Raw genomic sequence first — 13,525 nt, forward strand, 5'->3', positions numbered from 1 at the left:
AGGTGCAGACGCCGTGCCCGAAGCCCGCTGGCCCGCACTGCTGTGCGGCATCCCGCTCGCAGTCGCCGCCATGACGCCGCAGGCGGCGGCCACGCCGCAGCCGACGCCCGAGCCGCCCGGCGGGGTCTCCCAACCCGTGTTCACCGCCGAACCCGTCCGCGAGACCGTGTGGGTGGAGACCGGCCTGGACGGCGACGGTGACGGAGTCGTCGACCGGGTGGCCGCCGACATCGCCCGGCCCGCGGGAACCGACGCGCGGGTGCCGGTGATCATGGACGCGAGCCCCTACTACTCCTGCTGCGGACGCGGCAACGAGTCCGAGCGCAAGACCTACGACGAGCAGGGCCGCCCGGTCGGTTTCCCGCTGTTCTACGACAACTACTTCATCCCGCGCGGCTACGCGACCGTCCTGGTCGACCTCGCGGGCACGAACCGCTCGCAGGGCTGCGTCGACGTCGGCGGCCCGTCCGACGTCACCTCCGCCCGCGCGGTGGTCGACTGGCTCAACGGCCGCGCCAAGGGGTTCGACAGCGCCGACGGCGGCAGGCCGGTCGAGGCGCCGTGGACGACCGGCGACGTCGGCATGATCGGCAAGTCCTACGACGGGACCATCGCCAACGGGGTCGCCGCCACCGGCGTCGAGGGGCTGCGGACCATCGTGCCGATCGGCGCGATCAGCTCCTGGTACGACTACTACCGCTCCGACGGCGTCTCGTTCGGCTTCGACCCGGTCGGGCTCGCCCGGACCGTCGAGGAGGGCGGCAGGCCGGACTGCGACGCGGCCAAGCAGGACCTGGTCGACGGCGCACCGGCGAACGGCGACATGACTCCACTGTGGAGCGAGCGGAACCACGTCCCCGACGCGGGCAACGTGCGGGCGAGCGTGTTCGCCGTGCACGGGCAGGGCGACCTCAACGTCAAGATGGTCCAGTTCGGACAGTGGTGGGACGCGCTGGCCCGCGGCGGCGTCGAGCGCAGGGTATGGCTGAGCCAGACCGGCCACGTCGACCCGTTCGACTTCCGGCGCGAGGAGTGGGTGCGCACGCTGCACCGCTGGTTCGACCACTACCTGCTCGGCATGGACGACGGCGTCGAGAAGGAGGCCGCCGCCAGCGTCGAACGGGCACCGGACGTGTGGAGCGACGAACCGGTCTGGGGCGGCGAGCAGGCCCGGCCCACGACGCTGCACCCGCGACCGGGTTCGACCGGCGGACTCGGCGAGCTCGGCCCGGAACCGGGACAGGGCAGCGCTTCGTTCACCGACGACCCGGGCCTCGGCGAGTACGACTGGGCCGCTCGGCCGGACCAGCCCTCCCCGGCGAGGGCGCTGTTCACCACGGGCCCGCTCCAGCGGGACACGCGGATCGCGGGAACCGGCTCGGTGACCGTCGCGGCCACCCCGGGCACCGACACCGCGCACCTCTCGGCGATGCTCGTCGACTACGGCCCCGCCACCACGCGCGACTACCTCGGCCAGGGCGAGGGCATCCGCGACACGGCGACGGAGTCCTGCTGGGGCGAAAGCCGTCCCGGCGACGACGCCTGCTACACCGACACCGAGGCGACCAGGTCCGATGTGGACTTCGAGATCATCGCCCGCGGCTGGGCCGACCTGGCCAACCACGAGTCGCTGTCCGAGGAGCGGCCGCTGCGGCCGGGAACCCCGTACGAGATGACGTTCCGGCTCGCGACCACCGACCACGTCGTGCCCGCAGGGCACCGGCTCGCGCTGATCATCGGCGGTACCGACAAGGAGTTCATCGTCGCCCCGCCCCGGCCCGGCGAGATCGGCCTGGACATCTCGGGGACCTCGGTCACGCTGCCGGTCGTCGGCGGCGCATCGCCGCACATCACGGCGACGACCCCGGCGGCGCCGCCGGTCGTGCGGCCGGACCGCGCACCGCAGCAGCCGGACGTGCAGCTCAACCGCCCGTAGCGCGCACGCGGGGTGTGCCGGCTTCCCCGGAACCGGCACACCCCTGCTGCGTGGACGGCGGAGCCGGACCGGGTCGCACCCCGGCCCGGCTCCGGTTGTGCCAGGGCCTGCTTGAAAAGCGGCGTCAGCCGCTTGCGGTGTGGAACCCGCTCGCACCGCTACGCAGACCACTCCTGGAACATCCGCTAACCCCTGACCAGGCTCAGGCCGTAGGCGCTCAGCGCCTCGTTGACGGGCTGGAAGTAGGTCGTGCCGCCCGAGCTGCAGTTGCCCGAGCCGCCCGAGGTCATGCCCTGGGCCTGGTTGCCGCTGATGAAGGAGCCACCGGAGTCACCCGGCTCGGCGCAGACGTTGGTGCGGGTCAGGCCGTAGACCGTGCCTTCCGCGTAGCGGACGGTCTGGTTCAGCGCCTGCACGCTGCCGCAGTGCCAGCCGGTCGTGGAACCGGAACGGCAGATCGAGCTGCCCACCGGCGCCGCCGACGAGCCCGACACCACGCGGGCCGAGCCGTTGTAGAGGTTCACCCACGGCTGCGGCGTCCAGTTCGAGTTCACCGAGACCCAGGCGTAGTCGTTGTTCGGGAAGGACGAACCCTGGAACGAGCCCATGGCGACCTGGTTGTAGCCGGAGACCGCCGTGCCGCGGGTACCGCAGTGCCCGGCGGTGACGAAGCCCGCCTGGCCGGAGGACGAGCGCACCGAGAAGCCCACCGAGCAGCGTCCGCCCATGTAGTAGGCGTCGCCGCCGACCACGTTGTAGAGCGGGCGCGGCGACTCGGCGACCTCCTGCACGCGCACCGAGTCACCGGCGGCCTTCGCCTTGTCCAGGAAGGCGTCGGTCGCGGCGTCGCGCCCGTTGACGGAGACGACCACGCTGCTGCTGGGCACGTCGACGTACCAGCCGGTCACCGAGGCGGGCGCCGCAGCGTCCATCGCGTCCAGCGCCGCCTTGGTGGCGTCCAGTTCGCGCAGGCTGTTCGGCACGACCGCGGCCTCGGCTCCCGCCGCCCGCACCTTCGCCGCATCGGCCTGCTCGGTCACCCCGACGACGAGCTTGCCGCGCGCCGCGTCGAAGTAGGAACCGCCGAAGCTCTCGCCCAGCGAGCGGCTCAGCTCGGCGTCGGCCCGCATCGCCGTGGCCTCCTGCGCCAGCCGCGCGTGCGCCTGCTGGGCGGAGATGCCGAGGTCGCGCTCCATCGCCGCGACGAGGTCGGGCGACACCGGCTCGGCGCCGACGGTTGGTGCGCCGATCGCGGCGATGGTGCCCGCCGCGAGCACGGCCACACCGGCCAGCCGAATTGTTCGCTTCATGATTCGTCTCCCTAGATCCGTGGTTGGGGACCACCCGCGCGAGCGGACTTCTGGTCCGCGGGCGCGCAGGAGTTGTGGAAAACAAATGCGGTGAAGGGCGGAGTTCGCGGTCTACCGGTGATCAGCCGGGCGTCGTTCGCTCCGCACGTGAACGGGGAATCCGGGCCACCAGAGGAGAAGGCGGTCCGGGGTCGGGCGCCCGGTCGGGGAACCGGTCCCGTGCCATTCAGGACAGTAAGAATTCCCTGCGCACAGGAGAAGCCGCCATTCAGCCCATTCCGGTGATACAGGACACGTTCGGCCCAGCCGCGCGGCAGTGCATCCGACCACGGCGGCACCTCGGCCTCCCGGCACTACATCCGACCGCGGCGGCACCTCGGCCTCCCGGCGGTACATCCTCCCGCGGCGGTACATCCGGCCCTGCGCGCCTGGCCCGGCGAGCCCGCTCCACGACGACACGTCCGGTCCGGCGCGGCAGCGCGCGGTCGTATCCTCGGCGCCGTGCGCTTCGTCCTCGCCTCGGCCTCCCCCGCCCGCCTGTCCGTGCTCCGCTCCGCCGGGATCGACCCGCTGGTGCGGGTCTCCGGCGTCGACGAGGACGCGGTGGCCGCGGGCCTGACCGACCCGACTCCGCCGGAGCTGGTGACCGCGCTGGCCGCGGCCAAGGCCGAGGCCGTCCTGCCCGCGGTCGCCGCCGAGGCGCCCGACGCGGTGGTCGTCGGCTGCGACTCGATGCTGTCGGCGCCCGACGGCGAGATCGTCGGCAAGCCCGGTACGCCGCAGGCCGCCGCCGAGCGGTGGCGCAAGGCCGCGGGCCGGTCCGGCGAACTGCTGACCGGGCACGCCGTGGTGGTGCTGCGCGGCGGTGAGGTCGTGGCCCGCACGCAGGGACACCTGGCCACCACGGTCCGGTTCTCCGAGCCCACCGAGGCCGAGCTGGACGCCTACATCGCCACCGGCGAGCCGCTGCACGTGGCGGGCGGTTTCACCCTGGAGGGCTTCGGGGGCTGGTTCATCGAGGGTGTCGACGGCGACCCGTCGAGCGTGCTGGGCATCAGCCTGCCGCTGACCCGCAAACTGCTGGCCGAGGTCGGGGTGAGCGTGGTGACGCTGTGGGGTCCTCCGGTAGCGCGCTGACGCGCCCTTCGCGGCGTTCGAGTGAACACGAACACAATTCGGTTACCGGGGAATGGCGCCGCCGCACCCGGCGGTTACAACTGTCCGCGATGGAAACCTACCGGCGCATCTACCTGACCGAGCGCCTGCACGTCGATCTGCGGCGGCAGGCCAGTTCCATCTGTCCGTAGTCGGCGAAAGACCCGCCCGCCGCCGGCCGACCGGCCCGCGGCAGAGCCGACCCCGGCGCGATCGCGCCGGCCTTCGCGACTTACGGGAGATCCTCGTGTCCACATCCACCGCCCAGGAGAACCGGCGCGCACCGCGCTTCAACCCCAGGGTGTTCGCCGTGGCGGTCGTCGCCTCGCTCGTGCTCGGCGCGCTGCTGGGCTGGATCGCCAAGACGACCGGGGCGAGCTGGCTGGTCACCGTCCTCGACACCATCGGCTCGGTCTTCACCAGCCTGCTCACCTTCACCGTGCTGCCGCTGATCTTCACCGCGATCGTGGTCGGCATCAACAGCCTGCGGTCGGTCGGCGGAGGCCGCACCGCCGCCCGGCTCGGCGGCAAGACCGCGCTGTGGTTCGCCGCCACCTCGCTCGTCGCGGTGCTGATCGGCATCGCCCTCGCCGCGTTGTTCCAGCCCGGTCGCGGCCTGGTGATCGAACCCGACCCGGCCAAGCTCTCCGCCATCGGCGAGAAGACGCACGGCTCGTGGCTCGACCTGGTCAACGGCCTGGTCCCGCAGAACCTGGTCAGCGCCTTCGCCGAGGGCGAGACGCTGCAGGTGGTGTTCGTGGCGCTGCTGATCGGCGCCGCCAGCTACAGCCTCGGCGACAAGGCCGAACCGTTCGTGAACTTCAACCGCTCGGCCTTCGAGGTCATCCAGCGGGTCCTCGGCTGGATCATCCGGCTCGCCCCGATCGGCACCCTCGGCCTGATCGGCAACGCCGTCGCCACCTACGGCAACGAGTTCTTCACCCCGCTGCTGAAGCTGATCGCCGCGGTCTACGTCGCGTGCGCGCTGGTGCTGTTCGTCGTCTACCCGCTGCTGCTGCGGTTCGTCGCCGGCGTCAGCCCGGTCCGCTTCTTCGCCAAGACCTGGACCGTGCTGCAGTTCGCGTTCGTCTCCCGCTCCTCCAGCGCGACGCTGCCGCTGAGCAGGCAGGCCGCCGAGAACCTCGGCGTCGACCGCTCGTACGCCAACTTCGCGGTGCCGCTGGCGACCACGACGAAGATGGACGGCTGCGCGGCGATCTACCCCGCGATCGGCTCGATGTTCATCGCGAACCTCTTCGGCATCCACCTGGGTCCGGCCCAGTACCTGACGATCATCGCGGTCGCCGTCTTCGGCGCCATCGCCACCGCCGGTGTGACCGGCTGGTTCACCATGCTGACGCTGACCGTCGGTGCGCTGGGCTTCCCGCCCGAGGTGGTGGCCACCGGCATCGCGATCGCCTACGCGGTCGACCCGATCCTCGACATGATGCGCACCGCGACCAACGTCGCGGGCCAGATCGTGGTCCCGACCGTGGTGGCCCGCACCGAGGGACTGCTCGACGACGAGGTGCTGGCGGCTCCCAGCGCCCCGCCGCTGCTGGACGACTCCTCGGAAGCGCGCCTGGCCAGGGCCTGACCCACGACGCCGCGAGCGGCCCCGCCCGACCTGGGCGGGGCCGCTTCGCGTTCGCGGCCCCGTCTCGCCGGAAACCGGGCCCGCCGCTGGTCAGCGCCTAGACTCGGCTGCGTATCCGGTGCTCTGTAGGGGAGGCCGCCGTGGCCCAGCAGGACGTCCAGGACACCCGTGAACGCACCGCGCCGCTGCGCAAGGTGTTGGTGGCGAATCGGGGTGAGATCGCGGTGCGGGTGATCCGGGCTTGCCGGGATGTGGGGGTGGGCAGTGTGGCGGTGTATGCGGAGCCGGATGTGGATGCGGTGTTCGTGCGGTTGGCCGATGAGGCGTTCGGGTTGGGTGGGTCGACGGCGGCGGAGTCGTATCTGGACATCGGCAAGGTGATCGATGCGGCGCAGCGCTCAGGGGCGGATGCGGTGCATCCGGGGTATGGGTTCTTGTCGGAGAACGCGGATTTCGCGCAGGCGGTGCTGGATGCGGGTCTGGTGTGGGTGGGTCCGTCGCCGGAGGCGATCCGGGTGTTGGGGGACAAGGTGACCGCGCGGCGGATCGCGTTGGAGGTGGGGGCGCCGTTGGTGCCGGGGACCGAGGAGCCGGCGTCGGGTGCTGATGAGGTGGTGGCGTTCGCTGAGGAGCACGGGTTGCCGGTGGCGATCAAGGCGGCGTTCGGTGGTGGGGGCCGGGGGTTGAAGGTGGCGCGCAGCCTGGAGGAGATTCCGGGGTTGTTCGAGTCGGCGGTGCGGGAGGCCGAGGCGGCGTTCGGTCGGGGTGAGTGTTTCGTGGAGCGGTATCTGGACCGGCCGCGGCATGTGGAGGCTCAGGTGCTGGCGGATCGCCATGGTGGTGTGGTGGTGGTGGGGACGCGGGATTGTTCGTTGCAGCGGCGGCATCAGAAGTTGGTGGAGGAGGCTCCGGCGCCGTTTTTGAGCGAGGAGCAGCGGGAGCGGATCCATACCGCGGCGCGGGAGATCTGTGCGCGGGCGGGTTATGCCGGTGCCGGGACGGTGGAGTTCTTGGTGGGTGCGGACGGGACGATCTCGTTTTTGGAGGTCAACACGCGGTTGCAGGTGGAGCATCCGGTGTCGGAGGAGACCACGGGGCTGGATCTGGTGGTCGAGCAGTTGCGGATCGCGGCGGGTGAGCGGTTGTGGTTGCGGGAGGATCCGGTGCCGGTGGGGCATGCGATCGAGTTCCGGATCAACGGGGAGGATCCGGGGCGGGATTTCCTGCCGGCGCCGGGTACGGTGCGGCGATTCGTGGTGCCGTCGGGTCCGGGGGTGCGGGTGGATGCGGGGGTGGAGTCCGGGAGTGTGATCGGGGGGCAGTTCGACTCGTTGTTGGCCAAGGTGATCGTGTGGGGGCGGGATCGGGCGCAGGCGTTGGCGCGGTCGCGGCGGGTGCTGGCCGAGATGCGGGTGGAGGGGCTGGCCACGGTGTTGCCGTTTCACCGGGCGGTGGTGGCCGATCCGGCGTTCACCGCCGAGGACGGGTTCGGGGTGCACACGCGGTGGATCGAGACCGAGTTCGACAACACGCTGCCGCCGTTCGACGGTGCGAGCGAGGCCGAGGCGGGGGTGGGGCGGCGGACGGTGGTGGTCGAGGTCGGTGGTCGTCGGTTGGAGGTGTCGCTGCCGGCTGATCTCACGCCCGCGGCGGCGCCGGCCGGGGGTGCGGGGCGGCCGCGGCGGCGGTCGGCCGGCGGTGGTGGTGCGGGCTCGTCGGGGGATGCGGTGACCGCGCCGATGCAGGGCACGCTGGTCAAGCTGGTGGTGGCCGAGGGCGACCGGGTCAGCGCGGGGGACGAGATCGCGGTGCTGGAGGCGATGAAGATGGAGAACCCGGTGCTGGCGCACAAGGACGGCACCGTCACCGGACTGACCGCCCAGCCCGGCGCCACCCTCACCCGAGGCAGCACCCTCTGCGAACTCAAGGACTGACCACCCCGTTCGGCGGCCTACGATGGGACCGTGGGCAAGCAGCGCGACCTGCGGGTCGGCGACCGGGAACGCGAGCTGGCGATGGAACTGCTCGGCAGGCACATGTCCGCGGGCAGGCTGGAGGTCGACGAGTACGACCAGCGCTGCGTCCGGGCCGCCTCCGCCCGCTACGCCTCCGAACTCGACGCGCTCTTCGACGACCTGCCTTCGCCTCGGCCGTCCGACCACGCACCGGTACCGGTGCGGCCGGCCCCCGCGTCCCGCACCGGCAACGTGGTGCTCGTGGCGTGCGTGGGCGCGATGCTGGTGTTCCTCGCGATCGTGGTCAAGCAACCGGCTTTCGTGGTGCTGCTGGTGCTGGCGTTCGGGCTGTGGTTCGCCCGCGGCCGCCGGTGAGTCCCGCCGCGCGACACCCCCGCGTGAGCTGAGTCGCAGCGCACGACGCGTTCTCGCCTGAGCTCCACCGGGTGCGCCGGGCGTTTCGCTACGGTGAACCCCATGCACAGCTCGCGGACCGGACGACGCCTGCTGGGCGGGGCGTCGGTCGTCGCGGCTCTCGCGCTGACCGGTTGCGGACTCCTGCCGGAGCACACCGCCACCGCGACGCAGCCACCGCCACCTCCGCCGCCCACGACGAGCTCGGCGCAGCCGCTGCCGCCGCGCCCGTTCGACATCGCCCTCGACGGGCTGAACCCGTGCGACCTGCTCACCGCCGACCAGCGCGCGCAGCTCGGCTTCGACCGCGAGCCGCTGCCGGACTCCGAGGCGGGCTTCGGCGACGCCGCCACCTGCAGCTACCGCAACACCACCGCGAAGGTCGGCGCCCGGCTGTCGCTGATCACCACCGAGGGCATGGGCGTCTGGACCGACGACACCGCCCAGGTGGAGGCGACCCCGGTCGTCATCGGCGGTTTCCCAGCTCTGGTGATCAAGACCCCGGACCTGAACCTGTCGTGCAACGTCGCGATCGACGTCGCCGAGGGCCAGCACGTCGACGTCCTCTACCGCGACGACGGCGGCCGTCCCGCGCCGCCGCTGGAGTCGCTGTGCGCGGGCGCCCAGCGCGTCGCCGAGGACACCGTCGCCTCGCTGGTGTCGCCGCCCACGTCGAGCTCCGAAAAGCCGAGCCTGCAGCCGGAGACCGAGTCCGAACCGGTGGTCGAACCCACCGGTTAGTCGCACCCCGCTACACGATCGGGCGTGATCTTTCGGCGACTCCCGGTTGTCCGCGTGTTCACCGTCCCGTGCGTGACCGGCACCTTTAGGCCCTCTGTTGGTGACACTCACCGCGTTTGGAGCACTCCCCAGAGTGACAAATGGTGATTACAGTGTTCCGCGGACGTCTCACCTGTGAGAGGGGAAACCGTGCCGCTCAGTTCACCACCGGGCTACGGCTCATCGGACTCCACCGGAGTGCCGGCGCAGGCCGGCGGATCGGTGCAGGTCGAGCCCTCCGCCATCCCGAACCTCGTCAGCGCCCTGCAGTCCTCCCTCGACGAGGTCGGCGTGCAGATCGAGCACGCGATCACCGAGCTGCGCATCCGGCCCTGGGCCGGCGACCCGGTCAGCAGCACCGCGGCGGACGAGTTCAACCAGCGTTCGGTCGGCGGCGGGGACGACGCCCTCACCGCGTTGTGCGGGTACCGCGACCAGCTCCAGGCGGCGGCCGAGTCGCTGCGCCTGGCGGGCAGGCAGTACGAGCGGATAGAGGACGACAACGTCGTCCGCATGGGCGGGGGCTGCTGAGCCGATGGGCGACCACCGCTGGCAGGGCTACCGCCACGAGGAGCTCTTCGACCAGATCCACCAGGGCCCGGGCCCGTCGGGCTCCAGCGACTCCATCCGGCGCTGGAGCGAGCTGACCCGCGCACTCGGCGAGATCGACAGCGGTCTGGCGACGGCGCTGGCGGGCGCGATGTCGGGTTGGCAGGGAGCCGCCGCCGACAGCGCCCGGGACGGCCTGCGCCCGCTGGGCGACTGGGCGATGCAGGCCCAGCAGGCGGCCGACGCGATGCGCGACCGCGCCGAGCAGCAGGCGGAGTTCATCAGCAAGGCGCGGGCCGACATGCCGCCGCCGGTGCCGGTGACCGCCGAGGAGCCGGGCGCGGCCGAGTCGATGCTCACCCACCTCTTCGGCGGCCAGACCGACTACGAGGTGCAGGAGTCCCAGCGCGACGCCGCCGAGCAGCGCGCGTTCGCGGTCATGCGCACCTACGAAGCCTCGACGACCGCCAACACCACCTCGCTCGCGTCGTTCACGCCGCCGCCCCAGGTCGTCGTGGACGCACCGGTGAAGTCCACCTCGCCAATCCCCGGTGGACAGCAGTCGATCACCATCAGCTGGGGTGCGAGCACCCCCGCGGTCCCGGCGGCGCGGTCGGCGACCGGCGCGGCCACCCGGGGCTCCGCGACTCGCTCGGCTTCCCGCGCACCAGGCGGTGCGCCCGCGCGCGGCTCCGGGCCACGTCCGGGTGGCGGTGGACCGGCTCGTCCAGGTGGTGGCGCACCGGCCCGGACCGGTGGCGCGGCGCCCAGGCCCCGCAGCGACGAGCCCGAAGCGTTCGACCGCGAGGTCACCGAGGAGTTCGGCAGTCCGGGCGGCTTCTTCGACGAACCGCGGACCCTGTCCCGGCCGGTGATCGGTGGCGAGCCCGGTCGATGGTGATCGGCGCGCAAGCCGACCGGCTGGTGACCCTGTCGGCGCTGGAGTTCGACGTCCTCTTCGAGCACCTGGGGCTGGACACGATGCCGCTGGTGCTCAAGGTCCCCTCGCCCGGGCGCACCCACACCGAACGCGCGGAACTGGTGGAGTCGGCGTGGCGGTCGCTGTCGCGCCGCGGCCTCGGCGGACCCACCGGCATCGACGGTGAGCTGGAGCGGATGCTGCGGACGCTCGCACGGCCGCGGCGCGAGGTCGACGGCCGGCTGTGGCTCGGGCGCAGCGTCCGGGTCCTCGCGGCCGCCGACGACGAGCACGCGGTGCTTGCGACCAAGGAGGACGACGCGCTGGCCCTGCGACCGGCCGCCGCGTCGGGCCTGCCGAGAGAGGCCGCATCGGCGCTGCCGCAGCTCGGCCCGGGTCCGGGCGGATCGGTGTCGGTGCCCAGCGCCGACCTCGACGCGGCCGCCGAGGAGGCGGGCGCCGACATCGAGAGGCTGCAGGTGGGGCTGCGGCGCAGGGGCGTGCGTCCCGGCGACGCCGAGGCGCTGACCAGCATGGTCGGTGAGGTCGGCGCGCGGGGTCAGTTCGGCGCCGCGGCGCGGGACCGCTGGGGACGCCGCAGGCGCGGCTCGCACGTCGTCGGGTTCTTCGACACCCCGCGCGGCCGCTACGTGCAGGTCCGGCGGGAGTCGCCGTCGGGCGACCCGTGGAGCACGGTCGCGCCGGTGGACGCGCGCCGCATGATCGGCCACCTCGAGGAACTGCTCGCCGAGGTCACCGAGGACTGACCGGCGCGGGCCGAACCGGCGTCCGGAGATCGGCTGCCGGGCCTGCTGTCAGCGACCGCTCAGAGCGGATTCCCCTTGTCCCGAAACGGAAACCACGAACCGCGTCAGCCCGGGCGGCGGGACGGCCCCGCACGCCCGGACTGACGCGCACCACCGTCGTCCACGGCCGCAGTCGTCCCCCTCCGCGGACGTCCGGCGGCGCTCCCGGGTACGGGCGCGGTTGCAGTCCCGCGCCTGGGCCGCGTCGACTCGGCCGCGGCCGCCCGGGAGCCGCTGCGCCGCTGGTGGTCGCAGGACTCCGCCCGTCCGCACTCCTGGACGGGCGGGCCCGCACGGCACCGGCCGTCTTCAGCTGCCCGGCTCGACCAGCTTCGCCCGCGCCTCCGGCGCCGCCGACCGCTTCGCGTCGGCCGCCTCGTCGTCGGGCTGGGTCTGGGAGTCGCGCTCGGCCTCGACCCGCCGCACGTAGACGTCGACCTCGCGGGCGATGCGTTCGTCGTCCCAGCCCAGCACGTCCGACATCAACCGGGCCACCGGCTCGGCGCAGTCGACGCCGCGGTGCGGGTACTCGATGGAGATCCGGGTGCGCCGGGTCAGCACGTCCTCCAGGTGCAGCGCGCCCTCGTGGCTGCACGCGAAGACCACCTCGGCCTGCAGGTAGTTCGGCGCCGACGGCACCGGCTTGAGCAGCTCCGGGCGCTCTTCGGCCAGGGCCAGCACCTCGTGTACCTGCGAGCCGTAGCGGTCGAGCAGGTGCCGGATCCGGTACGGGTGCACGCCGTGCTTGCCCGCGAGCTGGTCGGCCTGGTTGACCAGCGCGTGGTAGCCGTCGGCGCCCAGCAGCGGCACCTTGTCGGTGATCGACCGCGCGATGCGGCCGGAGACGTCGCTGGCGACCGCGTCCACCGCGTCGGCGGCCATCACCCGGTACGTCGTGTACTTGCCGCCCGCGATGGCCACCAGCCCGGGCGCGACGTGGGCGACCGCGTGCTCGCGGGAGAGCTTCGAGCTCTCCTCGCTCTCCCCCGCCAGCAGCGGGCGCAGCCCGGCGTAGACGCCCTCGATGTCGTCGTGGGTCAACGGCGTGGCCAGCACGGTGTTGACGTGCTCGAGGATGTAGTCGATGTCCTTCTTCGTCGCCGCCGGGTGGGCGAGGTCGAGGTTCCAGTCGGTGTCGGTGGTGCCGACGATCCAGTGGCTGCCCCACGGGATCACGAACAGCACCGACTTCTCGGTGCGCAGGATCATCCCGGTCTCGGCGACGATCCGGTCGCGCGGGACGACGATGTGCACGCCCTTGCTGGCCCGCACCCGGAACCGGCCGCGACCGCCGGAGAGCTTCTGCAGCTCGTCGGTCCACACGCCGGTGGCGTTGATGACCGCCTGGGCGCGCACCTCGGTCTCGGCGCCGGTCTCGACGTCGCGCACCCGCACGCCCGCGATGCGGTCGGCCTCCCGCAGGAACCCGATGACCTGGGTCGAGGTCGTGACGACCGCGCCGTAGCGGGCGGCGGTCCTGGCGACGGTCATGGTGTGGCGGGCGTCGTCGGCCTGCGCGTCGTAGTAGCGGATGCCGCCGATGAGCGCGTCCCGCTTGAGCGCCGGGACCATCCGCAGCGCGCCCGCGCGGGTCAGGTGCTTCTGCCCCGGCACCGAACGGGCGCCGCCCATCGTGTCGTAGAGGAACAGTCCCGCCGCGGTGTAGGGACGTTCCCAGACGCGGTGGGTCAGCGGGTAGAGGAAGCTGACCGGCTTCACCAGGTGCGGCGCCAGCGTGGTCAGCATCAGCTCGCGTTCCCGCAGGGCCTCGCGGACCAGGTTGAACTCGAGCTGCTCCAGGTAGCGCAGGCCGCCGTGGAACAGCTTGCTGGAGCGGCTCGACGTGCCGGAGGCCAGGTCCCTGGACTCGACCAGGGCGACCCGCAGCCCGCGGGTCGCGGCGTCCAGCGCGGCACCGGCGCCGGTCACACCGCCGCCGATCACCACGACGTCGAACTCCTCGGAACCCAGCCGCCGCCAGTTCTCAACCCGGTCGGCCGGCCCCAGCCTGCCCTCGGCCCTGGTCGCTTCGGACGGGGCCGATCCCGTGCTCTGCTTGGACACCAGACGTCCTCCTTGCTCGAATCGCGTCCCACCGATGACG

The 13,525-nt window shown here is 72.5% G+C and carries 12 protein-coding genes; 10 read left to right on the plus strand and 2 right to left on the minus strand.

Features of this window, described 5'->3' with window-relative positions; genetic code table 11:
- Positions 1 to 13 precede the first annotated feature (13 nt).
- Positions 14 to 1,936 (plus strand): Xaa-Pro dipeptidyl-peptidase, encoded by a 1,923-nt coding sequence (locus SACE_RS31295; RefSeq protein WP_009950970.1) that lies wholly within the window; start codon positions 14 to 16, stop codon positions 1,934 to 1,936.
- Between the two features lie 185 nt (positions 1,937 to 2,121).
- Here the strand turns inward: SACE_RS31295 and SACE_RS31300 are convergent, their stop codons facing one another.
- Complete coding sequence (locus SACE_RS31300; RefSeq protein ID WP_011875063.1) at positions 2,122 to 3,246, minus strand: S1 family peptidase; 1,125 nt, start codon at positions 3,244 to 3,246, stop codon at positions 2,122 to 2,124.
- A 501-nt stretch (positions 3,247 to 3,747) separates the two neighbouring features.
- Between SACE_RS31300 and SACE_RS31305 the strand changes: the two genes are divergently transcribed.
- The 9 genes from SACE_RS31305 (at position 3,748) to SACE_RS31340 (ending at position 11,382) form a co-directional block, all read left to right on the plus strand.
- Entirely contained in the window at positions 3,748 to 4,383 is a 636-nt protein-coding gene (locus tag SACE_RS31305; protein ID WP_009950967.1) for a Maf family protein, read from the plus strand.
- 89 nt (positions 4,384 to 4,472) lie between these two features.
- A complete protein-coding gene (locus tag SACE_RS40315) occupies positions 4,473 to 4,553 on the plus strand; it encodes a putative leader peptide (protein WP_372491256.1) in 81 nt (26 codons plus the stop codon).
- Between the two features lie 95 nt (positions 4,554 to 4,648).
- Positions 4,649 to 5,998, plus strand: coding sequence for a dicarboxylate/amino acid:cation symporter (locus SACE_RS31310; RefSeq protein ID WP_009950966.1), 1,350 nt, complete (start codon positions 4,649 to 4,651; stop codon positions 5,996 to 5,998).
- A gap of 140 nt (positions 5,999 to 6,138) precedes the next feature.
- On the plus strand, positions 6,139 to 7,932 hold the full coding sequence (locus SACE_RS31315) for an acetyl/propionyl/methylcrotonyl-CoA carboxylase subunit alpha (protein WP_011875064.1): 1,794 nt from the start codon (positions 6,139 to 6,141) through the stop codon (positions 7,930 to 7,932).
- A 30-nt stretch (positions 7,933 to 7,962) separates the two neighbouring features.
- The gene (locus tag SACE_RS31320) at positions 7,963 to 8,328 is read left to right on the plus strand and encodes a DUF1707 SHOCT-like domain-containing protein (protein WP_009945115.1); all 366 of its coding nucleotides are present in this window, start codon (positions 7,963 to 7,965) and stop codon (positions 8,326 to 8,328) included.
- 102 nt (positions 8,329 to 8,430) lie between these two features.
- The gene (locus tag SACE_RS31325) at positions 8,431 to 9,108 is read left to right on the plus strand and encodes a DUF3558 domain-containing protein (protein ID WP_009945113.1); all 678 of its coding nucleotides are present in this window, start codon (positions 8,431 to 8,433) and stop codon (positions 9,106 to 9,108) included.
- Positions 9,109 to 9,297: 189 nt separating this feature from the next.
- A complete protein-coding gene (locus tag SACE_RS31330; protein WP_009945112.1) occupies positions 9,298 to 9,678 on the plus strand; it encodes a hypothetical protein in 381 nt (126 codons plus the stop codon).
- Between the two features lie 4 nt (positions 9,679 to 9,682).
- Entirely contained in the window at positions 9,683 to 10,597 is a 915-nt protein-coding gene (locus tag SACE_RS31335) for a PPE domain-containing protein (RefSeq protein ID WP_009945111.1), read from the plus strand.
- Entirely contained in the window at positions 10,591 to 11,382 is a 792-nt protein-coding gene (locus SACE_RS31340) for an ESX secretion-associated protein EspG (protein WP_009945110.1), read from the plus strand. The genes SACE_RS31335 and SACE_RS31340 overlap by 7 nt, the downstream gene beginning before the upstream one ends.
- A gap of 348 nt (positions 11,383 to 11,730) precedes the next feature.
- Here SACE_RS31340 and glpD read toward each other — a convergent pair whose 3' ends face one another.
- Positions 11,731 to 13,485: a glycerol-3-phosphate dehydrogenase gene (gene glpD, locus SACE_RS31345; protein ID WP_009945109.1), complete on the minus strand. Its 1,755-nt coding sequence runs from the start codon at positions 13,483 to 13,485 to the stop codon at positions 11,731 to 11,733.
- Positions 13,486 to 13,525 lie beyond the last annotated feature (40 nt).

Origin of the sequence: Saccharopolyspora erythraea NRRL 2338, assembly GCF_000062885.1 — a bacterium.
Lineage (GTDB): Bacteria > Actinomycetota > Actinomycetes > Mycobacteriales > Pseudonocardiaceae > Saccharopolyspora_D > Saccharopolyspora_D erythraea.

Bases quoted from the DNA above. Each gene is read 5' to 3' on its own strand.
- SACE_RS31340 (WP_009945110.1), top strand. From the start codon at position 10,591: ATGGTGATCGGCGCGCAAGCCGACCGGCTGGTGACCCTGTCGGCGCTG.
- SACE_RS31300 (WP_011875063.1), bottom strand. From the start codon at position 3,246: ATGAAGCGAACAATTCGGCTGGCCGGTGTGGCCGTGCTCGCGGCGGGC.
- SACE_RS31325 (WP_009945113.1), top strand. From the start codon at position 8,431: ATGCACAGCTCGCGGACCGGACGACGCCTGCTGGGCGGGGCGTCGGTC.
- SACE_RS31335 (WP_009945111.1), top strand. From the start codon at position 9,683: ATGGGCGACCACCGCTGGCAGGGCTACCGCCACGAGGAGCTCTTCGAC.
- SACE_RS40315 (WP_372491256.1), top strand. From the start codon at position 4,473: ATGGAAACCTACCGGCGCATCTACCTGACCGAGCGCCTGCACGTCGAT.